We start from the raw sequence: 22,465 nt of genomic DNA, 5'->3' as shown, positions 1-22,465 counted from the left end.
TCACGCGCTACACGGCGGTTACGCGGAAATCCGTTTAGCGATGATCAAGGGAGTGATTGACGAACTCAAAAGCAGGCACCGAAAACCGGTCGAAGCTCGAGTTTGGAAAAGGGCGGCAAGCCGATCGTCGATGGCGAACTCGACTTGGATGCGCTCTCGATGGGGTCGCCGGTTCGACGGCAGACGGCCGTCATATCGGCTTGCCTGGAATCAAGGAACATGGGGGGGAGTCTTTTGTTCGGGAGTTACAGAACCGGATCGATGGGAGCGACTGAAAATGAGACAAGACATTGTGGCTGGCGCGAAGTTCCCCGACTACGTTCTTCCCGACCACACCAAGACACCACGGCGGCTGTCGGACCTGCAGGGCGACCAGCTGATGATCGTGATGCTGACGCGTGGGTTCTTCTGTCCGAAAGACCGGCAGCAAATGCTCGAACTGGTGCGGTTTCACTCGCAATTGGTCGTCGGCTACACACAGCTCGTCACGATCACCACGGATGATTGGCATACGACCAACAATTACCGCCAGCAGACCTCCGCGCCCTGGCCCTTTCTTTATGACGAGGAACGGCTCGTGCAGAAGGACCTGGACATCAAGGAATACACCGACACCACGCACGACGTGATGATCCCGCACACGATCGTGCTCGGGCGGGACCTCGAAGTCTTCAAGGTCTACAACGGTTACTATTACTGGGGCCGCCCCTCCACCGCCGAATTGCACGCAGAACTGCGCGAACTGGCGCAAAGGACCTATCGCGACTGGGACATCACCGAACCCGAGCTGCGGGAGAAATGGAAGAAAGGCGATAAATCCGACTTCTACCCCTGTGGCGGGAATTCCATCTCCATGGACACACTCATGCTCCAGATGGCCGGCGCGGTCGACCAATATGCCGGTCGGGCAAAGAGAAGCTGAACGGAGGAAGCCAGCATCGCTCGCGGCGGTCTTCTCCCGGTCACGCTTTTTGTCCAGCCGCGCTTGGTAAACGAACCTTTTTCCGATCCGGGCCTGCTACTGGATTTCCGCTTCCGCAACAGGGCCATCCTTTTCTATCTCGGAGAGCTTTCGACGCTTTCGCTGCGCGAAATCCTGCGAATCTCGCACGTCTTCGTGACGCATATGCACATGGATCACTTCGGCGGTTTCGACAGCCTGAGCAGGCTGTCGCTTTACAGAGCAAGCCCGGAAGTCCACGGTCAAAATTTTATTGAGCAAACCAGTTGTTTAGAGGAAAGCCGATGGTACCGTTGGCTGGGATCGAACCAGCGACCTCCGGATCCACAATCCGGCGCTCTAACCAGCTGAGCTACAACGGCACGTTTGCCTGAGCGGGATCGGCGGAACGTAGTCCCCTCGAGTGCTCTGTCGTTCGGCGATGCGTCCTTACGGGCTTATGGATTTTAATTCAAGGCTTTTGCAAAGCAAAGGTCACTTGCCCACATGGAAGCGGATCTGCGGACAAGAAAAAGGCCGGCGGGAGGAGGTGCCGGCCTTTTCCTGTTACGAGCCAGCGGGAGGAGGTGCTGGCTGGTCACCCCGGAGGCGGAGGGAGGAGGTTCCGCCGACCGGGTATTCGTTGATGGCTGCCATCATACACACGATCATTTCGAAGAAAATGCGACCTTTTGTTACATCTTCTGATCATGCGCAAATATTAGGCGGCCTTGATGTCCTTCATCGCCTTCTCGAAAACGGTCTTGATCGGCTTGGAGACATCCTCGGCCGCCTTGGAGGCGACGGTCTGGAACTCCTTGGCTTGCTCGACGGTCATTTCGACGCGCTTGCGCAGGAACGCGGTCTGCAGCTCCACGACTTCCGACAGCGATTTGGCGCCGATCAGCGCCTCGAGATGCGAAAAGCCCGCTTCGGCATTGGCGCGCAGTGCGGCAACGGTCTTGAGCGACAGGTCGCTGGAAACGGTCTTGGCGGACTCGTATGTGGATTCCAGGGCCTTCTGGGTCTCCTCGGCGCCAGTCTTGAGCTTGGCGTAAGCCTCCTTCGACTGCTCAACGCCCTTCTCGGCGAAAGCGCGGATCTGGTCGGTGGCCTTGGAAGCGTCAAAGCTCGGGAATTCAACGTTTTCGATGGTCTCGGCAGTCTTGGTCCTGGACATTTTCCATCCTTTTCAGCGGTAGCGGCTTTGACGGAAAGCCGTCTCGTTCATGTATGATGGCAATATAAAGGCAATTTTTGTGCATTGCAATATCTTTGTTGCACTGCACCATAGATTCCCGTCTCGGCCGTTAACCAAGAGCCGAAATTCAGGCCTATGCACGTTCTGGCTTGTGGACCTTCGCGCCGCCGGCTTTTATTAACAAAGCGTTAACTGCAAAAATGCCCGCTGCATGAGGATTTCGCCAGCGCATGCCGTCCGAATATTCCTTTCTTGACGTCGCCGTGCTCGACGCGGTCCGCCAGCGCTTCGCCGCCGGCGACGCGATCGCGATCCTGTCGGCGAATCTGGAGCAGGTGATCTGGGCCAATGGACCGGGTGCCGCGGTGTTCGGCTATCCCGACATCGAAAGCATCATCGGCGCCGAGGCACGGCTGCCGCTGATCGCCCGCCGCCAGATCATGGCAACCAGTGGATTTCCCGACATCGGCAGCGACCGCACCATCACGGTCAGGCTGGCGACCGGCATGTCCAGCCGCGCCATCGGTTTCCTTGCAAGTGCTGTGGCGCTGCCCGACGGCGAGAACGCCATCATGCTGGCGGTGCCGGCGGCCCAGACCGGCTCGCGCAGTGCGGCCGAAATCGCCGGCAGGGCCATCAGCGGCTTCACGGAAGATGGTCATTTCATCGCCTTCATCGACGCCAGCGGCAATGTCGAAGCGGCATCGGAGAGCTTTTCGCAGCTCGGCATCGAGCCCGCGACGCTGGCCGCGCTGGTGGCCGACGTCGCGAATGAGAGCGACCGCATCGTCAAGCGCCTGGTCCCGGGCGGCGGCACATCCTATCCGGCGGGCCTCGCCCGACTGACGCCTGAGCGGCATTTGCTGGTGGTGATCGACGAAAACAGACTCGACGACGGTGCGCTGGCGGAGGGAATTCCAGCGGCCGAGCGTTCCGAAGGATCTGACCGCTCACAGGGCGTCGCCAAGGACATCTCGGAACCGGAGGCACAAGCCGCTGCCAAAGCGGCCGTGCAGGAGGCGGAGGCGGCAGAACCCGGACAACCGGCGACAAGCGGCACGCCGGCACAGCACGACCATTGGTATTTCAATGCCGGCGAGGACGGGAGGCATGCGCGCGGCCCAGCCGCGCCGGACGCCGAAGCTGCACCTTCGCCGGCTGCCGCCGAAGGTCCAGCCGAGGACGCGAAGCACGATGCCCAGGCTCCAGTTGTTCCGGCAGCCCCGGCCGCCAGGACCGTGGACCGCACGGCGGCGCCGCTGCGTTTCGTCTGGCGAACCGACGCCGAGGGCAGGTTCAGCGCGCTGTCGCCGGAATTCGCCGACGTCGTCGGCAAGCCGGCAGCGGATGTCATCGGCCGGCGCTTCAGGGACGTCGCGGCGGCCTTCGGGCTGGATGCGTCCGGCGAGATCGCCGGTCTCCTGGAGCGGCGCGACACCTGGTCCGGCCGTTCCGTGCTGTGGCCGGTCGTCGGCACGGACCTGAAGATCCCGGTCGACCTGGCGGCCCTGCCGGTCTATGGCCGCAGCCGTGCCTTCGAGGGCTTCCGCGGTTTCGGCGTCGCCCGCGCCGGCGACGCCGTTGTCGATCCTGAAGCGATCGGCATGGCGCTGGTGCCCAACAGCGAGGCACCCCCGGCGTCGGAACCGGTCGAACCCGCACCCGAGGAACCGAAGACCGAGGAGTTGAAGCCATCGGACCCGTTCCGGGGCGAGGTGCCGGCGCTGACCATCGTGCCGAAGCCTGAACGCCGCTTTGCCGACAAGGTGATCCGTCTGGCCGAACATCGCCAGCCGGCTAACGACAAGGGTCTGTCGACCCTGGAACGCAGCGCCTTCCGCGAGATCGGCGAGCGGCTGAAGAAGGAAAGCAGCCCGGCCGAGCCGGAGGCCGAAAGACCGGGTCCGGACGATGCCGGGCAACCGGAGGCGGCAACGCCGGCGGGGCCGTCCGAGAAACCAGCGGACGCCCGCAAAAACCTTGCGCCAAAGGGCGAAGCCGCACCGGCTGAGCCGTCCGAAACCGATGTCGATGCCGAGGATGCAGAGGATCTCGCCCGGCTTGATGGCGAACGGCCGGACAAAACGGCTGATGAGGAGCCCGCCGACACGGTAGCCGGAGTGACGGGTTCGCTGCTCGACTATGCCGAGCGGAGCGAGGAACCAGCGCCGATCGCCGACAACAATGACGAGACCCCGGCTTCCGAACCGGCGGCGGCGCGGACGGAACGGGAGAGCGAAGAGCCCGTCGCGGCGGCAGGCGAACCGGCCGCCGCCGGCACCAACGATGACATTGCCGACGACGAGAGCATGACATCAGCCGATTTTCGCGATGCCGAGGACAGTGAGGACTGGGTCGGGGACGAGGAAGCGTCCGCGTCCGATGAGCAGGCCGCGACCGCCGAGGGGGCCGCCGGCACAAGCGACGCGGTGGAGGCTCCGGTCGAGCGGCCACGCCTCAAAGTGCCTCCGCTCAAGCTCGAAGGGTTCGTGCCGTCGGCCTTTGCGGTCGGAGACGAGAGCAAGGCTCCCGACACCTCGCTCCTGAGCAAGCTGCCCGTGCCGCTGCTCATCCATTCCGGGGATGAACTTCATTACGCCAACGAGGAGTTTCTCGTCCTGACAGGCTATGAGACGCTCGATGAACTGGCGGATGCCGGCGGGCTGGGCGCGCTGTTTGCCGATCCCTATGGCCATGATGGCGCCGCCGAGGGCGCCGACCGGGCGTTGCGGCTGAAGACGCATGGCCGGCAGGAATTTCCAATCGAGGCTATCCTGCGCTCGGTGCCGTGGCGCGACGGCAAGGCGCTGATGCTGGTGGTGCGCCGTTCGGGCGAGGATGAGGCACCGGCGGCACTGCATGCGGCCGGCGACGAGCAGACGCAGCCCGATATTTCCGAGCTCAAGGCGCGCATCGCCGAGATGCGCACCATCATCGATACCGCCACCGACGGCGTCGTGCTGATCGGCCGTGACGGCGCGATCCGTTCCATAAGCCGTCCAGCCGAGGCGCTGTTCGGCTTCGATAGCGACGACGTGACCGGCAAGCCGTTCGCCTCGCTGTTCGCCATCGAAAGCCAGCGCGCGGCGCGCGATTATCTCGACGGCCTGTCCGAGCCCGGCGTGGCGAGCGTCCTGAACGACGGCCGCGAAGTCATCGGCCGCGAGGCGCAGGGCCGCTTCATTCCGCTGTTCATGACCATCGGCCGGCTGCCCAACGACAGCGGGTTTTGCGCGGTGGTGCGCGACATCACGCAGTGGAAGAGGGCCGAGGAGGACCTGACCCAGGCGCGTGCGGTGGCCGAGCGCGCCTCCTCGCAGAAGACGGATTTCCTCGCCCGCATCAGCCACGAGATCCGCACGCCGCTCAATGCCATCATCGGCTTTTCCGAACTGATGGTGGACGAGAAATTCGGGCCGGTGGCCAATGACCGCTACCGCGATTACCTGCGCGATATCAACCGATCGGGCAATCATGTGCTCGATCTCGTCAACGACCTTCTCGATATCTCCAAGATCGAGGCCGGCCAGCAGGAAATGGCCTATGAAGCGGTGTCGCTCAACGACACACTGGCCGAGACGGTGGCGATGATGCAGCCGCAGGCCAACCGCGAGCGCGTCATCATTCGCTCCAGCTTCGCGTCGCGACTGCCGGAAGTGGTGGCGGACCTGCGCAGCGTGCGCCAGATTGCCCTCAACATCCTGTCGAACGCCATCCGTTATACCCAGGCCGGCGGCCAGGTGATCGTCTCGACCGCCTATGAGACCTCGGGCGATGTCGTCATGCGCGTGCGCGACACCGGCATCGGTATGAGCCAAGCCGAGATCGAGCAGGCGTTGAAGCCGTTCAAACAGATCAATGCATTGAAACGGGGGCGCGGCGACGGCACCGGTCTCGGCCTGCCGTTGACCAAGGCGATGGTTGAAGCGAACCGCGCCCGTTTTATCATCACCTCGACGCCCGGCGAAGGAACCCTGGTCGAGATCGCGTTCCCGTCGACGCGCGTGCTTGCGGAATAGGCAAGCTCCCGTCCATCCAGCCGCCTGGAAAAGAAAAGGCGCCCAACAGGACGCCTTGAAAGATGGGATTTGCTGTCACAACGGGGGCTTGAGCGAATTCAGATCCTCCGGGGGCTGAGGAACGGGATTTCTCCCTCAAGTTACGTGCGACTATCGACGCCGGGCCTTAACAAGTCCTTACCAGGTCCCGAAAAAATTTACGAATGTGTACCACTCGTGAAATCTAGGTAAATTCGCGCGGCAGATTTGATTAACCATGCCGGGCGGGCGGTCACTCGGCCAATTGCGGCAGGTTTCTGAACAGCTCGAGCGCCTCGGGATTGGCGAGCGCCTCTTTGTTCTTGATGGCGCGGCCATGCACGACGTCGCGCACCGCAAGCTCGGTGATCTTGCCCGATTTGGTGCGAGGAATGTCTGACACGGCGATGATCCTGGCCGGCACGTGGCGCGGGCTGGCGCCGGCGCGGATTTTCGCCCGGATGCGCTTCTCCAGATCCTCGTCGAGCTGAACGCCGGCGGCCAGCCGCACGAACAGCACCACGCGCACGTCATTGTCGAAATCCTGGCCGATACAGAGCGCCTCCAGGATTTCCGGCATCTGCTCGACCTGATTGTAGATCTCCGCCGTACCAATGCGCACACCACCCGGATTGAGCGTCGCGTCGGAGCGGCCATGGATGATCATGCCGCCATGAGCGGTCCACTCGGCGAAGTCGCCATGGCACCAGACATTGTCGAAACGCTCGAAATAGGCAGCCCGGTATTTCTTGCCCTCGGGGTCGTTCCAGAAGCCGATCGGCATTGCCGGGAACGCCTTGGTGCAGACCAGTTCGCCTTTCTCCTGCCTGACCGGCTTGCCGTCGTCGTCCCAGACGTCGACAGCAAGGCCGAGGCCTGGTCCCTGGATCTCGCCGGTCCATACCGGTTCAGTCGGGACGCCGAGGACGAAGCAGGAAACGATGTCGGTGCCGCCGGAGACCGATGCCAGATGCACGTTCTTCTTGATCCCGTCGTAGACGAAGCGGAAATCCTCGGGCGACAGCGGCGAGCCCGTCGAGGAGATGGCGCGCACGGTTGACAGATCATGGCTTTGGATCGGCTTGAGGCCGGCCTTGCGTACCGAATCGATGAATTTCGCCGAGGTGCCGAAGAAGGTCATCTTCTCGGCGTCGGCGAAGTCGAACAGCGCATTGCCGTTGGGGTAGAAGGGCGAGCCGTCATAGAGCAGCAGCGTCGCGCCCGAAGCGAGGCCCGACACCAGCCAGTTCCACATCATCCAGCCGCAGGTGGTGAAGTAGAAGAAGCGGTCGCCGTCGAGCAGGCCTGCGTGCAGGCGATGTTCCTTGAGGTGCTGGATCAGCGTTCCGCCGGCCGAATGGACGATGCATTTGGGAATACCGGTCGTTCCGGACGAGAACAGGATGTAGAGCGGATGCGCGAACGGCAGCCGCTCGAAGGTGACCTGCCTGACCGCGAAGGGCGACAGCGCCTCTTCCATCGCCACGGCCTTTTCGATCGTATCAGCGACATCGGCCGAGGTGCCGAGATAGTCAACGACCACCACCTTGCGGACAGTGCCCAGCTTTGCGGCCACCGCGGCGATCTTGTCGGCGACCTCGATCGCCTTGCCGTTGTACCAGTAACCATCGGGGACGATGAAGACGACGGGTTCGATCTGCCCGAACCGGTCGAGAACGCCCTGCTCGCCGAAATCCGGTGAGCAGGACGACCACACCGCGCCGATAGAGGCGGTCGCGAGCATGGCGGCGACCGTTTCCGGCATGTTGGGCATCATCGCAGCGATACGATCGCCCTTCTTGACCTTGAGCGACAGGAAGAGCTGCTGGAAGCACGAGGTGAGCGCATGCAATTCGTTCCAGGACAGCCGGCGCTCGACCTTGTCCTCGCCGCGAAACACGATCGCCTCTCCTGCTCCGGTCTTCTTCAGGAGGTTCTCGGCGAAATTCACCATCGCGTCGGGAAAGAAGGCCGCTCCCGGCATCTTCTCGCCAGCGACGAGCACACGCTCACTTTCGGCGCTGCCCTTGTCGCCGACGATGCCGCAAAAATCCCAGACCAGGCTCCAGAACGCTTCGCGGTCCGCCACCGACCAACGGTGAAGGTCGGCATAGGAAGTCACGGATATGCCGCTTTTTGCAGCGGCGGCCTTCATGAAGGCGGTCAGCGGCGCAGCGTCAATCTGGTCCTGCGTCGGGGTCCAGAGTGGTACTTCGGCAGCCATGATGGGTCCTCCCAGGATCGCCACCGCTTATGCATATTGCGCCGCAGCAGAGCAAGATTTTGTTCGGCCGAGGCGTCCAGATGTGCGCAAATGCCATCGCCGGGCCATAAAGACTTGAAATGCCTCGACCCTAAGTCGTAGTGACGACTAGAAGTCGTAGTGACGACTGGAAGTCGTGGTGACGACCGGGTTTACACCCGCCGGACGATTTTTGTCGGAACGAAAGCATACGGGGCGATATGCCATCATCTTTGATCCGACGCGGAACATGGGCGATCGGCGCTGCCGTGATCGTCATCGCGCTGGTGGTCGCCGCCCTGCCGCTGATCGCTTCGACGCGTATCGTGCGCGATCGTATCGCCTGGGAATTGAGTGCCTGGAGCGGTTTCCGGGTTGCCATCGAAGGCTCGCCGCGCATCGAGGTCTGGCCGAACTTCCGGGCGATCCTGACGGATGTGACGCTTTCGAAGTGGACCGACGTCGACGCACCGCCGGTCGTCGAGGCCGAACGGGTCGAGGTCGACCTCTCGGCCATGGCGGCGCTGCGCGGCGACGTGGTGTTTTCCACGGCGCGGCTGGTGCGGCCGACGATCAGGGTCCAGCGCACGGCGAGCGGCCTGTTCCTGCCCACCGCTCCGACCGGCGGCCGCATCGCACGCGCCATCGACGTGGCGCGCGGCGTGGTCGGTGCGGACCCCGCCAAACCCGATCTTGACAAGCTACCGGCCGACACTTTCGGCACGGTGGAGTTCAGGGACGGCCGCATGGTGGCGTCCGTCAACGGCAAGGACGAAGAGGTGCTGAGTAGCCTGAGCGGCCAGGCGACATGGGCGGCGATGAACAGCAATGCGACGCTCTCGGCGACCGGCATCTGGCGCGGCGAAAGCGTCGCCGTGGATGCCGCATCGCCGAAGCCGCTGGTGTTGTTTGCCGGCGGCATGGCGCCGCTCACCCTGTCGTTCAAGGCGGCGCCCGCCACCTTCTCCTTCGACGGCACGGCCAGCATGTCCGAAAACGCCTATTTCGACGGCCAGGCCAAGTTTTCAGCGCCCTCGCTGCGGCGTGTGCTTGAATGGTCGCAGGCCGATATCGCGCCGGGCGCCGCGATCGGCTCCGTCAGCATCTCGAGCAAGGTGACCGCGACGGCCGGGCGCGTCAAATTCGAGAACACCGCACTCTCCCTCGACAATAACCCAGGCATGGGTGCGCTGGACCTGTCGCTTGGCGACGCACAGCCGGTGATCTCCGGCACGCTCGCCTTCGACACGCTCGATCTGAGGTCGTTCCTGTCCGCCTTCACGCCGCTCGGGCCGGCAAGCGGGGCAGGTCCGAGCGAAGTCGACACGAATTTCGCCGACCGGGTCAATCTCGACCTCAGGCTGTCGGCGGCGCACGCCACGGCCGGCTCCATCCAGCTTGCCGACGTCGCCGCCACGGCGCAGGTCAAGGATGGCCTGTCCGTTTTCGACATTTCCGATGCCTCGGCCTTTGGCGGCAACATACAGAGCAGCCTTCGCTTCGACCGCAAGCCCGAGGGCAGCCAGGTCGAGATCCGGCTGCTGGCTTCCGATATCGATGGCGGCGCTTTCGGCACGGCGGCCGGGATGACGCGGCTGGTGCCGGTCGGCACGGGGACCGTGTCCGTCATCCTCAAAGGGCCCGGCAGGACCTGGGACTCGATCTTTGAAACCGCCGACGGCTCGGTTTCGGCGACCTTCGGGCCAGGCGCGCTCAGCAAGTTCAACCTGCCGGCCTTTCTCAAGCATACCGAACAGGGCGGCTTCTTCGCACTTGACGACGTCTCGGACGGGACACTGCCGATCGATGGCGCCGAACTGAAGGCCACCATCTCGAAAGGCGTGGCGAGGCTGGACAAGGCCGAAGCCAATTCGGCGAAGTACAAGATCTGGCTTTCCGGCATCGCCTCCTATGCCGGACGGGGGCTGGCGCTGTCAGGCGGTGTCATCCAGCCGGACCAGGTCGCCACGCAGGCAAACGGCCAGCAAGGCCCCAAGCAATCGTCCTTCTTCGTTGGGGGGACATGGAGCACGCCGTTCATTTCGCCGATCAACCGCGGCGTGTCGGGCGAATAAGCAGCCTTTCGGCCTCGTTGTTCAAGCATGATCTCGACAAACGGAACCGTTTGTCCGCGAAAACCGGTGCCCACTTTTCGGGATCATGCTCAGCCTATTCGGGCATGATCTCGCCCGAAAACCGGTGCCCACTTTTCGGGATCATGCTCAGCCGCGTTGGGCGGCCTGCTCGTCGCGCTGGCGCTGGACCTCGCGACGCTTATTGGCAAGCGAAGCGACGATGACGCCGACCGCGACGACCGCGATCAGAATGGTGCAGGCGGCGTTGATCTCCGGCGTCACGCCGAGACGAACCTGGCTGTAGATCTTCATCGGCAGCGTGGTCGCACCCGGCCCCGAGGTGAAGCTGGCGATGACCAGGTCATCGAGCGAGAGCGTGAAGGCAAGCATCCACCCCGACACGATCGCGGGCAGGATGACGGGCAGCGTGATCTGGAAGAATGTCTTGACCGGCGGCGCGCCGAGATCCATCGCCGCCTCCTCGAGCGAGCGGTCGAAAGACACAAGGCGCGACTGCACGACGACGGCGACGAAGCACATCGTCAAGGTGGTGTGTGCGAGTGTGACGGTGAGGAAGCCCCGGTCGAGGCCGACAGCGACGAAGAGCAGCAACAGCGACAGGCCGGTGATGACTTCGGGCATGACCAAAGGCGCGAACACCATGCCGGAGAACAGCACCCTGCCCCGGAAACGCGTGTAGCGTGTCAGCGTCAGCGCCGCCAACGTGCCGAGCACGGTCGCCGCCGTAGCCGAAATGACGCCGACGCGCGCCGTCACCCAGGTGGCGTCCATGAGGCCCTGATTGTGGAACAGCGACACGTACCATTTGGTCGAAAAGCCGCCCCAGACGGTGACCAGCTTGGATTCGTTGAAGGAGAACACGATGAGCAGCACGATCGGCAGATAGAGGAAGGCGAAACCGAGCACGATCGAGGTGATGTTGAAGCGGCTCCAGCTGCTGTTCATTTGTCCTGCTCCTGCGCCTTCGCCTGGGCCTGCTGGAAGATCATGATCGGGACCGTCAGCAACAGCAGCAGGATGACCGCAACGGCTGAAGAGACCGGCCAGTCGCGATTGGCGAAGAACTCGTTCCACAACGTCTTGCCGATCATCAGCGTCTGCGAACCGCCAAGCAGATCGGGAATAACGAATTCGCCGACCGCCGGAATGAACACCAGCAGGCAGCCGGCGATGACGCCGGGCAATGACAGCGGGAACGTGATCTTCCAGAATGCACTGGTCGGCGGACAACCAAGGTCCTTGGCCGCCTCGATCAGCGAATAATCCATTTTTTCCAGCGACGAATAGAGCGGCAGCACCATGAACGGCAGGTAGGAGTAGACGATGCCGATGAAAATCGCCGTATAGGTGTTGAGGATGACCAGCGGCTGGTTGATCAGATGCAGCGACAGAAGCAACTGATTGAGCAGCCCCTCGGGCTTCAGGATGCCGATCCAGGCATAGACCCGGATCAGGAACGAGGTCCAGAACGGCAGGATGACCAGCATCAGCAAGGTCGGGCGGATCGTCGCCGGCGCGCGGGCCATGCCGTAGGCTATGGGATAGCCGACGATCAGCGTCAGCACGGTCGAGATCGCCGCGATGATCAAGCTGGTGACATAGGCGTTGAAGTAGAGCGCGTCCTGCGTCAGCCAGGCATAGTTGTCGAAGTTGAGATCGCGAAAGCCCGCGAAGAAGCCGGAGACGCCATCGCTGAAATCAAGCACCGGCGTATAGGGCGGCATGGCGATCGCCGTCTGCGACAACGAGATCTTGAAGACGATGATGAAGGGGACGAGGAAGAAGAACAGCAGCCAGAGATAGGGAATGAAGATGACGAGACGGTTGACGAAGCCGGCGCCCAGCCGCGCCAGCAACGGTTTTGCCGCGGCCGGTAGGGCGGCGTCGGTGGCGGCGATGTCGGACATGTCAGCCCCCTACCGCGTCAGTACGACGCCGGCATCCGGCCGAAAAGAGACCCAGGCGCGGTCGTTCCAGGTCAGCGGGTCCTCGGTGATGCGCGCCGCGTTCAAGGCGCTTGCCCGCACGAGTTGCCCGTCGTCCAGCCGGACGTGATAGACGGTCATGTCGCCGAGATAGGCGATGTCGTAAACCTCGCCCTCCAGCGCATTGACGCCATCGGCCGGCTTCTTGGACGACACCTTGATCTTCTCCGGCCTGATCGCGAAGACGATATCGGCGCCCGCGGCGGCGGCATTGCCGGCATTCTCGACGAGGATCTGGGCGCCGGTCGCTCCGGTGATGCGCGCCGTCTTGTCCGTCCGTTCGGCAACCTTGCCCTCGAACATGTTCACGTTGCCGACGAAATGCGCGACGAAGCGCGACGCCGGGGCCTCGTAGACTTCCGCCGGCGTCGCGACCTGCATGACCTCGCCCTTGTCCATGATGGCGATACGGTCGGCCATGGTCATGGCCTCTTCCTGGTCGTGGGTGACAACGACGAAGGTGAGGCCGAGTTCCTGCTGAAGGTCCATCAGTTCGAACTGCGTCTCCTCGCGCAGCTTCTTGTCGAGCGCGCCGAGCGGCTCGTCGAGCAGCAGCACCTTCGGCCGCTTGGCGACCGAACGGGCGAGCGCGACACGTTGGCGCTGGCCGCCGGAGAGCTGGTGCGGCTTGCGCTTGGCGAACTGCTCGAGCTTGACCAGCTTGAGCATCTCGGCGACGCGCCTTTCGACGTCTGGCTTGGCCATCCCTTCCTGCTTGAGGCCGAAGGCGATGTTGTTCTCCACAGTCATATGCGGAAACAGGGCATAGGACTGGAACATCATGTTGACCGGCCGGCGATAAGGCGGGATGCCGCGCAGATCCTGGCCGTCGAGCAGGATGCGGCCGGCCGTCGGCTCCTCGAAGCCGGCGAGCATCCTGAGCAGCGTCGATTTTCCGCAACCGGAGGCGCCGAGTAGGGCGAAGAACTCACGCTCGAATATGGTCAGCGAGAGGTTGTTGACGGCGGTGAAGTCGCCGAACTTCTTGGAGACATTGTCGAACTGGATGTATGGCTTGGCGTTCGGATCGTTCCAAGGCGCGAAATCCCTGCGGATGCTGCCAAGCGATTTCATGTGCCCACTCCGTCCTGCTGCTTTGCCCCATCGAAAAGAAGGAGACCCGGCAGGGTGACTGCCGGGCCTCCTCGGACTGACTACTGACCGGTGACGATTTTGGTCCAGGTGCGCGTGATGACGCGCTGGGTCTTGGGATCGTAGGGCGAGATCGTAAAGAGCTTCTGCAAGGTCGCGGCGTCCGGGTAGACAGCGGGATCCTCCAGAAGCGCCTTGTCGACGAATTGCTGGGAAGCCTTGTTGCCGTTGGCATAGAGCACGGCGTTCGACGATTTGGCGATCACCTCCGGCTTCATCATATAGTTCAGGAACTCATGCGCCTCGGCGACATGCGGCGCATCGGCAGGGATAGCCATCTGGTCGAACCACATTTCGGCGCCTTCCTTCGGCACGGCGTAGCCGATCTCGACGCCCTGCTTGGCCTCCTCGGCGCGGTTGCGCGCCTGGAACACGTCGCCCGACCAGCCAACCGCCAGGCAGATATCGCCATTGGCCAGAGCGTTGATGTATTCGGAGGAATGGAACTTCCTGATGTAGGGCCTGATCTTCATCATCAATTCCTCGGCCTTGGCAAAATCGTCCGGCGACGTGGTCTCAGGATTGATGCCGAGATATTTGAAGGCGGTCGGGAAGATGTCGGTCGGCGAATCCAGGACATAGACGCCGCAATCCTTCAGCTTGGCCAGCTTTTCCGGATTGAAGAACACGTCCCAGCTGTCGATCTTGTCGGTGCCGAGCGCTGCCTGCACTTTCTTGATGTTGTAGCCGAGGCCGACCGTGCCCCACATGTAATTGATTGAATATTCGTTGCCCGGATCGTATTTCGCGGTCCGTTGCGAAACCGTGTCCCACATGTTGGAGAGGTTCGGCAGTTTCGACTTGTCGAGCTTCTGGAACACGCCGGCCTGGATCTGGCGGGCAAGGAAATTGCCGCTCGGGACGACGACGTCGTAGCCGCTGCCGCCGGCAAGCAATTTGGTTTCCAGGATCTCATTGGAATCGAACGTGTCGTAGACCACCTTGATGCCGGTCTGCTTGGTGAAATCGTCGATGACCGAGGGGTCGATATAGTCCGACCAGTTGAAGACATTGACGACGCGGTCCTCGGCGTGGCCGCCGAGCGTAAAGAGCGCCAGAAATGCCGAAGTCGCCGAAAGCCAGAGCGCTTTGCGGATCATGCTATTCTCCTTTGTGAGTGTTCCATCGCCGGCGCGTCGCGGTATCCGCGCGGCCGGGCATTTGCTTCAGACTATTGAGCTTTCCAGGAGGCGACAAGCGCCAATTGCCGCGCCGCCGGCTGTCGCAAGCGATGCTCGCGCGCCACTGTCCTGGGCTGGAAGGAGTCGCCGCATCGTCAGAAGCTTTCGCCGCCGCGCAGGCAGAAATACTGGGATGTGATCCGGTCTCGATCGGGTCGCCGGGGAGACTTGGCAAGATAAGCCTGTCTTGTTGTTGCCGTGGTCCCAGCCTGCCCGCGCGGCAGCGAACTTGTCAATGGCAAAGCTAGGGCGCCGCATCAATTCGGCGACGGCACGCCGGTGACCCCTGCCCGTACCGGCCGCGTCTGTCGCTTGAACTCCAGTCCGATATGGACGAGCAGCGCCGTGACCACCACCGCGCCGCCGACGATGGTGCGGCCCGACGGCACCTCGGAGTGGATCAGCCACACCCATATCGGCCCGAGGATCGGCTCGAACGTACCCAACAGCGCGGCGACGGCGGCCGGGATCAGCCTCGCGCCGGTGGCGAAGAAAGCGAGGCCAAGGCCCAGATTAACCACCCCGAACACGAAGAGAAAACCCATGTCGATGCCCGATACGGCGAAGGTCGAAGCCTGCGAGGCGGCAAAACCCGCCGCCAGGATCGTGCCGAGGCAGGTCGCCGGCGTCATGCGCACGCTGGAGAAGCGCCGGGTGATGACCGTGGCGATCGAGAACATGACGGCGATCAGCAGCGCCAGCCCGTCGCCCATGGGCGAAACGGCGCCATCGAGCGATTCCGACACCATGATGGCGACACCGGCGATGACGGCGGCAATCGCCAGCCAGGTCGCGACCGCCACTCTTTCGCGAAAGAGCGCCCAGGCAAACAGCGCCGCAAGCAGCGGCACGCCGGCCTGCATCAACAGGATGTTGGCGACGGTGGTGTAGGCAAGCGCCACGACAAAAGAGGTCGACGCGGTGGCGAAGCAGAAGCCCACGGCAAGGCCAGGCAGGCCCATGCCGCGAAACGAGCTCAGCATGCCGCGCCAGCCGTCACGCCAGACCATGAAGCAGAGCAGGAAGGCGGCCGCCCACACGGAACGCCAGAACACCACCGTCCAGCTGTCGCCGGCGGTGATGAAGCGGGCGATCGTGCCGCCGAAACTCCACATCAATGCCGACAGGAACACGAGCAGGAAGCCGATGCGCTCCTCCCGCTGCGGGACGGTCGATGAACGAGCGATCGGCGATGATGCTGTGTCGGTCATGGGTACGACTGTCGAGGTTTTGAGAACGGCACAATGCGCAGGGGACGACAAAAACGTACCTTATTCGCGTAACGCAAAGGCGCGGGTCCGGCGTGATCCAGAGACCGGCGGCGATTGTGGCAAGTCCGCCTTGCGAAGCGTCACTGGAAATCGAAGGCGCTCAGGCCTGTCACCATCTCGTCGAGGCCAAGCGGGCGCGTCACCGGCGGCTCGGCGCGCGTCAGGCAGCCGACGCGCTCGCAAAGCCGGCAGGCGGGCCCGACCGGCGTCGCCGCTACCGCGCCAGCTCCGCCTTTTCCGGCCGTCGGGCCGGGAAGTGCCGCACCGTAGACGATGTCGTCGCGAAAGCCGATGTCGCACCCCAGCAGCAGCGCAGTACGGCGCGGCCGCTCGGAGAACGCGCCTTGCGGCCCCTCCAGCGTGCGGGCGATGCAGAGGAACTCGGCGCCGTCGGGCATTTCCACCGCTTCCACGAAAATCTGGCCGGGCTGGCTGAAGGCGACGTGCACGGGAAGCTTGGGACAAGCGCCACCGAAGCGGCTTTGCGGAAAGCCCAGGCTGCCGGCTTTGCGGAAGCGATTGCCGGCATTGTCGATCTCCAGCATGAAGAACGGCACGGCCGAGGCGCCTTGCCGCTGCAGCGTGGTCAGCCGGTTGGCCGCCTGCTCGAAGGAAACGCCGAAGCGCGAGCGCAGCACGTCGATATCGTAGCGGGCACGAACGGCCGCCGCGTGGAAAGCCTGGTAAGGCATCATCAGCGCATGCGCCGCGTAGCGCCCGAGTTCGAACCGGGCGAGGCGGCGGGCCTCATCTGTGGACAGTTTCAACGCCTGGATCTCGCCGGCTATCGCGACGGTCATGCGGATCAGGCATGCCTCCATCGCCGTTTCGCGTAACTGGTCGAACGGCGACAGGCGCTCGGACAGGAACAGGCGCTGCGAATGGCGATCGTAGCGGCGGCGCCAGTTCGGCATGGTGGCGACCGGCAGCACCTTGACGACGATGCCGTATTCGCGCTTCAGCCAGCCCTTCAGCGCAGCAGACAAATCATCGCCGGGATCGAGCACCGAAGTGAATGCTTCCGCCTCTTCCTCGATATGCGCAAAATGGTTCGGCCGACGCTCGAAAATCTCATGCACCTCGTCGATCGGCAGGCGGGCGCTAGAAAGCGCCGTCGCCCGCCCCTCGCGCGCAAGAAGCTCGTTGAGATCGGACAGGCGCTCGGCCTGTTCGCGATAGGCACGGAACAGTTTTATCACGGCCGCGGAGGCATTGGGCGCGGCTTCGGCAAGCTCGATCAGTTCCTGGTCTCCCGGCAATTCGCCAGCTAGCAGCGGATCGGCAAACACTTCCCTCAAGGCCGCGACAGAGCCGCCCGCTTCGCCCTGCAGCTCATGCGGATCGACCTTGTAGACGGACGCCAGCTTCAGGATCAACTGCACCGTCAGCGGCCGCTGGTTGCGCTCGATCAGGTTGAGATAGGATGGCGAGATGCCGAGGCCTTCGGCCATTGCCGTCTGGGTCAGGCCCTTGGCGTTGCGGATGCGGCGGATACGCGGCCCGGCAAATATCTTCTGGTCGGCCATAGGGCTCCTTAACAGGAATTTACATTGCCGTCGCTGCTACGCTTCCATGCGATTTTTACAATAATTACAAATTTACCTCGCCCATCTGTCAAACACAATACAGATTTTCCCTTATTGATGGCCTGATTCTTCGATTTCCATGGTTCTTTTCGCCTCGCACTGTAAATTCAGTCACATTCGAACGCGGCGAGGAATGCCGTGGAGCCGCAAAGAAACAATCCTCCGGAGTAGAGCATGACTGATTTTTACAACCTCGTCCCCTCGGCCCCCAAGGGCCGCTTCGATGGCATCGAACGCCCCTATTCGCCGGAGGATGTGACGCGACTGCGCGGCTCGGTGCAGATCCGCCAGAGCCTGGCGGAAATGGGCGCCAACCGGCTGTGGAAGCTCATCCACGAGGAGGACTTCGTCAACGCGCTCGGCGCCATGTCCGGCAACCAGGCCATGCAGCAGGTGCGCGCCGGGCTGAAGGCGATCTACCTGTCTGGCTGGCAGGTCGCCGCCGACGCCAACACCGCCTCGGCCATGTATCCGGACCAGTCGCTCTACCCGGCCAATGCGGCGCCCGAACTCGTCAAGCGCATCAACCGCACCTTGCAGCGCGCCGACCAGATCGAGACCTCCGAAGGCAAGGGGCTTTCGGTCGATACCTGGTTCGCGCCTGTTGTCGCCGATGCCGAAGCCGGCTTCGGTGGGCCGCTCAACGCTTTCGAGATCATGAAGGCGTTCATCGAGGCAGGTGCCGCCGGCGTCCATTACGAGGATCAATTGGCGTCGGAAAAGAAGTGCGGCCATCTCGGCGGCAAGGTGCTGATCCCTACCGCGGCCCACATCCGCAACCTCAATGCCGCACGCCTGGCAGCCGACGTGATGGGCACGCCCACCCTGGTCGTGGCGCGCACGGACGCGGAAGCGGCAAAGCTGCTCACCTCCGACATCGACGAGCGCGACCAGCCCTTCGTCGACTACGACGCCGGCCGCACGGTGGAAGGCTTCTACCAGGTGAGGAACGGTATCGAGCCCTGCATCGCGCGCGCCGTCGCCTACGCTCCCCACGCCGACCTGATCTGGTGCGAAACCTCGAAGCCCGACCTGGCGCAGGCGAGGAGATTTGCCGAGGGCGTGCACAGGCATCACCCCGGCAAGCTGCTGGCCTATAATTGCTCGCCTTCGTTCAACTGGAAGAAGAACCTCGACGACGCCACGATCGCCAGGTTCCAGAAAGAGCTCGGCGCCATGGGCTACAAGTTCCAGTTCATCACGCTGGCCGGTTTCCACCAGCTCAATTACGGCATGTTCGAACTCGCCCGCGGCTACAAGGAGCGGCAGATGGCAGCCTATTCCGAGTTGCAGGAAGCCGAGTTCGCGGCGGAGGCCAACGGCTACACCGCGACCAAGCACCAGCGCGAGGTCGGCACCGGCTATTTCGATGCCGTGTCGATGGCGATCACCGGCGGACGGTCATCGACCACGGCCATGCATGAATCGACCGAGCACGCCCAGTTCAAACCGGCTGCGGAATAGCAAACCAGGGATCTCGGCAAACGCCCAAGGGCATACAGCAAGGAGAAGACCAATGGCATCGATAAGCCGCGTCAAGGAACGGGCCGAAGAGCAGTCGACCACGATGAGCATCGACCAGCAAGCGACGATCCGCATGCTGGCCAACGATCTGCACCGGCTCAACCAGTCGGTGATGAAGGCGGTGGAAGCCGGCGTCTCGGTCGAGCTGGTGCGCTCGGCACGACACCATGGCGGCGACGGCAATTGGGGGGACCTGTTGATCCCGGTCATCGTCACGCAGCAAAGCCATGGCTGATCGAAGATCGCGCAGGCCCGCCTCTCACCTGCGCCGTGTATGCGCAGGTGAATTTTATTTTCATGCAACCAAGGAATGGACAGAGCAGTACAGTACTGTTGCTTGGATTGACTGCTGTGGGAATGCTTTCCCCAGCTTTTTATTTCGGCTTGACAGGGACCGCGATCTCACGCCAATTGTCGCCTGATTTCAACTCTGCATTGAAATGGGACGAGTTTCTTGGCTGACTTGGGTGCCCAGTGAAGCGTGACGACGAAAGCGCGAGACATCCGAATCTGGTGAGCCGGGATTCAGCCACGGAGACGATCCGTCAGACCTCGCAGGTGCTCGTTGTCGGCAAGTCGCCGATCAATCGGGTGGTGATTTCCAAGATCGTCGAGCGGTCCGGGCTCAAGCCGATCTCGGAATCACCCGACATGGCGGCGAAGACCTTGCGCTTGCTGGCCCTGGCCGTGATTGTCCTGGACGGCGGCGCCGATAACAGGGACTGCGACACTCTGATGCCCGGCATCGAGATGTTGCGGCGGGCTTCGGGTAAATCGCTCCCTCCGGTGGTACTGCTTTCAACCAAGAACGGCACGCCGGAGAGCCTTGGCCTTTCAAACGTCGTCGACGCGGTGGTGGCCAAACCGATTACGCCCGAGCGATTGCAGCCGGTGATTGATCGGCTGGTCAACCGCTGAGAGCGGCAAGCAAGCCCTATCCGGCGAGGCTTTCGATCAGTTCGGGTAGTTGTCCGAGATCGGAGATCTGCCGGAAGCGCGGTTCGGCAATGGGCGCTTCGACATGTTCAAGCACCCAGGTCAATTCATGCGGCACATGAACGCCCCAGCCGCCGGCCTCGATGGCCGGCACCACATCGGACTTCAGCGAATTGCCGACCATCATGCTCCTGGCCGGGCCGTCGCCATGGCGACTGAAAACGCGCGCATAAGTAGCCGCGTTCTTGTCGCTGACGATCTCGATCGCGTCGAACAGATCGCCGAGGCCGGACCCGGCCAGCTTGCGTTCCTGGTCGAACAAATCACCCTTGGTGATCAGCACGAGGCGATAGGCGCCGGCGAGCCGTTCCACGGTCTCGCGCGCATGCGGCAAGACCTCGATCGGGTGGCTCAGCATCTCGCGGCCGGCGCCGAGGATCTCCGATATGACCGAAGCCGGGACGCGGGCTTGCGTGACCTCGATCGCCGTCTCGATCATCGACAGCGTGAAGCCCTTGATGCCGAAACCGTAGACGGCAAGATTGCGTCTCTCCGCCTCCAGCAGCCGTGCCGAGATATGTTCCTCTTCGCCGTGATCGGCAAGCATGGCGGCAAAGCGCTTCTCGGTTATGCGGAAGAACTGTTCGTTCTGCCACAGCGTATCGTCGGCATCGAAGCCTATGGTGGTCAGTTCGCCGGTCTTCTGCATCGACGCCTTCTCGTATGTGAACGAGGCTGAACCTAATCGCGCAGCCGCGATTTTCAACCGCAACGGCCAATGCCGGCTGCTCCCCTTCCCTTCGGTCGCCGGGCACAGCTATACTCCTAAATCCGCAACCCAATCTGGTGAATGATGCCGCCTGCAAAAAAGGAAGTCCGTCCGTCGAGCCGCGGAGGGCGCGCCCGCACGCCTGCCTTCGTGAAAAACCTGCGTGGTGTGAAGAACTGGAAGGAAGTCAGCGAATGGCTGGAATGGCGCGGCATCGAAGACATCGAATGCATTACACCTGACCAGGCCGGCGTTGCCCGCGGCAAGATGATGCCGTCAAAGAAATTCACCTCCAACACCTCGCTGGCGCTGCCTTCAGCCGTATTCATGACCACCATCTCAGGCGGCTATCCCGAAGACGGCAACGGCTTCCATTATCCGGAGGACGACGGCGACCTCAAGCTCATGCCGGACCTGTCGACGCTGACGGTGGTGCCTTGGGAGGAAGACCCGACGGCGGCCGTCATCTGCGACCTCGTCCACCAGGACGGCCGTTCGGTGGAATTCACGCCGCGCAACGTCTTGAAGCGTGTTCTGGCCGCCTATGACAGGCGCGGGCTGAAACCGGTGGTGGCGCCCGAGATCGAATTCTATCTGGTGCGCAAAAACCCGGATCCGGATTACCCGCTGACGCCGCCCGTCGGCCGTTCGGGGCGGGCGATCGGCGGCGGCGCCGGTTATTCGATCGCCGGCGTCAACGAGTTCGACGAGCTGATCGACGACATCTATCATTTTTCCGAAAGCCAGGGCCTGGAGATCGACACGCTCATCCATGAAGAGGGCGCCGGCCAGCTCGAGATCAATTTGCGCCACGGCGATCCCGTCGAACTCGCCGACCAGGTGTTCATGTTCAAGCGCACTATTCGCGAGGCGGCGCTGAAACACGAAATCTACGCCACCTTCATGGCCAAGCCGATCCAGGGTCAGCCGGGCTCCGCCATGCACATCCATCAGTCGATCATCGACAAGAAGACGGGCAAGAACATCTTCTCGGCCGAGGACGGCTCGGAAACCGAGGACTTCTTCCATTTCATCGGGGGCATGCAGAAGCATGTGCCGAACGCGCTGGTCATGTTTGCGCCCTACGTCAATTCCTACCGCCGGCTGACGCAGTCCGCCTCGGCTCCGGTCAACAACAAATGGGGCTACGATAATCGCACAACGGCATTCCGCGTGCCGCGCTCGGATCCGGCGGCGCGCCGCGTCGAAAACCGCATCCCCTCCTCCGACGCCAATCCCTATCTGGCAATGGCCGCTTCGCTCGCCTGCGGGCTGATCGGCATCACCAACAAGATCAAGGCCGAACCTCCGGTGCTGACCACCGCCAATGCCGACGAGATCGACCTGCCGCGCAGCCTGCTCGAAGCCGTCGACCTGTTCGAGGGCGACGAGGAACTCTGCGCGCTTTTGGGCAAGTCCTTCGCCGCGACCTATGCGGCGATCAAGCGGGCGGAATTCGAGACGTTCATGGAAGTGATCAGTCCTTGGGAGAGGGAGTATTTGTTGCTGAATGTGTAGGGGAGTAGGGGAGTAGGGGAGTAGGGG

At 62.8% G+C, this 22,465-nt stretch carries 16 protein-coding genes, 1 tRNA gene and 1 pseudogene; 8 read left to right on the top strand and 10 right to left on the bottom strand.

The genetic code is table 11. From position 1 onward, the window contains the following. The first annotated feature begins 277 nt into the window (after positions 1-277). Positions 278-922 carry a redoxin domain-containing protein gene (locus FJ867_RS23620; protein ID WP_140818758.1) on the top strand — a complete coding sequence of 215 codons (645 nt, stop codon included), beginning with the start codon at positions 278-280 and terminating at the stop codon, positions 920-922. Positions 923-985: 63 nt separating this feature from the next. After that, positions 986-1,156, top strand: a pseudogene (locus FJ867_RS29405) (MBL fold metallo-hydrolase); the annotation flags it as partial. A gap of 90 nt (positions 1,157-1,246) precedes the next feature. On the opposite strand, the gene FJ867_RS23610 reads toward FJ867_RS29405, so the two are convergent. Continuing rightward, positions 1,247-1,323 (bottom strand) — tRNA-His (locus tag FJ867_RS23610). A 338-nt stretch (positions 1,324-1,661) separates the two neighbouring features. After that, positions 1,662-2,120 (bottom strand): phasin, encoded by a 459-nt coding sequence (locus tag FJ867_RS23605; RefSeq protein ID WP_140498518.1) that lies wholly within the window; start codon positions 2,118-2,120, stop codon positions 1,662-1,664. 251 nt (positions 2,121-2,371) lie between these two features. Between FJ867_RS23605 and FJ867_RS23600 the strand changes: the two genes are divergently transcribed. Beyond that, entirely contained in the window at positions 2,372-6,160 is a 3,789-nt protein-coding gene (locus FJ867_RS23600; protein ID WP_140818756.1) for a histidine kinase dimerization/phospho-acceptor domain-containing protein, read from the top strand. A 271-nt stretch (positions 6,161-6,431) separates the two neighbouring features. Here the strand turns inward: FJ867_RS23600 and FJ867_RS23595 are convergent, their stop codons facing one another. Further along, on the bottom strand, positions 6,432-8,402 hold the full coding sequence (locus tag FJ867_RS23595; protein WP_140818754.1) for an acetoacetate--CoA ligase: 1,971 nt from the start codon (positions 8,400-8,402) through the stop codon (positions 6,432-6,434). Between the two features lie 239 nt (positions 8,403-8,641). Between FJ867_RS23595 and FJ867_RS23590 the strand changes: the two genes are divergently transcribed. After that, entirely contained in the window at positions 8,642-10,495 is a 1,854-nt protein-coding gene (locus tag FJ867_RS23590) for an AsmA family protein (RefSeq protein ID WP_140498521.1), read from the top strand. A 147-nt stretch (positions 10,496-10,642) separates the two neighbouring features. Here FJ867_RS23590 and FJ867_RS23585 read toward each other — a convergent pair whose 3' ends face one another. The 6 genes from FJ867_RS23585 to FJ867_RS23560 form a co-directional block, all read right to left on the bottom strand. Then, complete coding sequence (locus FJ867_RS23585; RefSeq protein ID WP_140513402.1) at positions 10,643-11,461, bottom strand: ABC transporter permease subunit; 819 nt, start codon at positions 11,459-11,461, stop codon at positions 10,643-10,645. Beyond that, entirely contained in the window at positions 11,458-12,423 is a 966-nt protein-coding gene (locus FJ867_RS23580; RefSeq protein WP_140498523.1) for an ABC transporter permease subunit, read from the bottom strand. The genes FJ867_RS23585 and FJ867_RS23580 overlap by 4 nt, the downstream gene beginning before the upstream one ends. Positions 12,424-12,432: 9 nt before the next feature. Continuing rightward, positions 12,433-13,575, bottom strand: coding sequence for an ABC transporter ATP-binding protein (locus FJ867_RS23575; protein WP_140498524.1), 1,143 nt, complete (start codon positions 13,573-13,575; stop codon positions 12,433-12,435). Positions 13,576-13,655: 80 nt separating this feature from the next. Next, positions 13,656-14,753 (bottom strand): polyamine ABC transporter substrate-binding protein, encoded by a 1,098-nt coding sequence (locus FJ867_RS23570; RefSeq protein WP_140561373.1) that lies wholly within the window; start codon positions 14,751-14,753, stop codon positions 13,656-13,658. A 338-nt stretch (positions 14,754-15,091) separates the two neighbouring features. Beyond that, positions 15,092-16,045 carry a DMT family transporter gene (locus FJ867_RS23565; RefSeq protein ID WP_140818752.1) on the bottom strand — a complete coding sequence of 318 codons (954 nt, stop codon included), beginning with the start codon at positions 16,043-16,045 and terminating at the stop codon, positions 15,092-15,094. A gap of 140 nt (positions 16,046-16,185) precedes the next feature. Continuing rightward, a complete protein-coding gene (locus FJ867_RS23560) occupies positions 16,186-17,631 on the bottom strand; it encodes an XRE family transcriptional regulator (RefSeq protein WP_140561374.1) in 1,446 nt (481 codons plus the stop codon). A gap of 234 nt (positions 17,632-17,865) precedes the next feature. Between FJ867_RS23560 and aceA the strand changes: the two genes are divergently transcribed. The 3 genes from aceA (at position 17,866) to FJ867_RS23545 (ending at position 20,133) form a co-directional block, all read left to right on the top strand. After that, positions 17,866-19,155: an isocitrate lyase gene (gene aceA, locus FJ867_RS23555; RefSeq protein ID WP_140818750.1), complete on the top strand. Its 1,290-nt coding sequence runs from the start codon at positions 17,866-17,868 to the stop codon at positions 19,153-19,155. Between the two features lie 52 nt (positions 19,156-19,207). Next, complete coding sequence (locus tag FJ867_RS23550; protein ID WP_140498529.1) at positions 19,208-19,450, top strand: hypothetical protein; 243 nt, start codon at positions 19,208-19,210, stop codon at positions 19,448-19,450. Positions 19,451-19,689: 239 nt separating this feature from the next. After that, the gene (locus FJ867_RS23545) at positions 19,690-20,133 is read left to right on the top strand and encodes a response regulator (protein WP_140525262.1); all 444 of its coding nucleotides are present in this window, start codon (positions 19,690-19,692) and stop codon (positions 20,131-20,133) included. Positions 20,134-20,149: 16 nt separating this feature from the next. Here the strand turns inward: FJ867_RS23545 and FJ867_RS23540 are convergent, their stop codons facing one another. Then, complete coding sequence (locus FJ867_RS23540; RefSeq protein ID WP_140561376.1) at positions 20,150-20,860, bottom strand: HAD family hydrolase; 711 nt, start codon at positions 20,858-20,860, stop codon at positions 20,150-20,152. Between the two features lie 141 nt (positions 20,861-21,001). Here FJ867_RS23540 and FJ867_RS23535 point away from each other — a divergent pair, with 141 nt between their 5' ends. Beyond that, the gene (locus FJ867_RS23535) at positions 21,002-22,438 is read left to right on the top strand and encodes a glutamine synthetase family protein (RefSeq protein ID WP_181168425.1); all 1,437 of its coding nucleotides are present in this window, start codon (positions 21,002-21,004) and stop codon (positions 22,436-22,438) included. The last annotated feature ends 27 nt before the right edge of the window (positions 22,439-22,465 follow it).

The sequence above is a fragment of the Mesorhizobium sp. B2-5-3 genome (assembly GCF_006441005.1).
Classification (GTDB): Bacteria; Pseudomonadota; Alphaproteobacteria; order Rhizobiales; family Rhizobiaceae; genus Mesorhizobium.
The sequence above is the reverse complement of the archived record's forward strand: the minus strand, read 5'-3'. Positions and strand labels throughout refer to the sequence as shown.

What these genes read in the sequence shown, in the direction of transcription:
- FJ867_RS23620 (WP_140818758.1), top strand. Translation starts at nt 278, where the DNA reads ATGAGACAAGACATTGTGGCTGGCGCGAAGTTCCCCGACTACGTTCTT.
- FJ867_RS23605 (WP_140498518.1), bottom strand. Translation starts at nt 2,120, where the DNA reads ATGTCCAGGACCAAGACTGCCGAGACCATCGAAAACGTTGAATTCCCG.
- FJ867_RS23600 (WP_140818756.1), top strand. Translation starts at nt 2,372, where the DNA reads ATGCCGTCCGAATATTCCTTTCTTGACGTCGCCGTGCTCGACGCGGTC.
- FJ867_RS23595 (WP_140818754.1), bottom strand. Translation starts at nt 8,402, where the DNA reads ATGGCTGCCGAAGTACCACTCTGGACCCCGACGCAGGACCAGATTGAC.
- FJ867_RS23590 (WP_140498521.1), top strand. Translation starts at nt 8,642, where the DNA reads ATGCCATCATCTTTGATCCGACGCGGAACATGGGCGATCGGCGCTGCC.
- FJ867_RS23585 (WP_140513402.1), bottom strand. Translation starts at nt 11,461, where the DNA reads ATGAACAGCAGCTGGAGCCGCTTCAACATCACCTCGATCGTGCTCGGT.
- FJ867_RS23580 (WP_140498523.1), bottom strand. Translation starts at nt 12,423, where the DNA reads ATGTCCGACATCGCCGCCACCGACGCCGCCCTACCGGCCGCGGCAAAA.
- FJ867_RS23575 (WP_140498524.1), bottom strand. Translation starts at nt 13,575, where the DNA reads ATGAAATCGCTTGGCAGCATCCGCAGGGATTTCGCGCCTTGGAACGAT.
- FJ867_RS23570 (WP_140561373.1), bottom strand. Translation starts at nt 14,753, where the DNA reads ATGATCCGCAAAGCGCTCTGGCTTTCGGCGACTTCGGCATTTCTGGCG.
- FJ867_RS23565 (WP_140818752.1), bottom strand. Translation starts at nt 16,045, where the DNA reads ATGACCGACACAGCATCATCGCCGATCGCTCGTTCATCGACCGTCCCG.
- FJ867_RS23560 (WP_140561374.1), bottom strand. Translation starts at nt 17,631, where the DNA reads ATGGCCGACCAGAAGATATTTGCCGGGCCGCGTATCCGCCGCATCCGC.
- aceA (WP_140818750.1), top strand. Translation starts at nt 17,866, where the DNA reads ATGACTGATTTTTACAACCTCGTCCCCTCGGCCCCCAAGGGCCGCTTC.
- FJ867_RS23550 (WP_140498529.1), top strand. Translation starts at nt 19,208, where the DNA reads ATGGCATCGATAAGCCGCGTCAAGGAACGGGCCGAAGAGCAGTCGACC.
- FJ867_RS23540 (WP_140561376.1), bottom strand. Translation starts at nt 20,860, where the DNA reads ATGCAGAAGACCGGCGAACTGACCACCATAGGCTTCGATGCCGACGAT.
- FJ867_RS23535 (WP_181168425.1), top strand. Translation starts at nt 21,002, where the DNA reads ATGATGCCGCCTGCAAAAAAGGAAGTCCGTCCGTCGAGCCGCGGAGGG.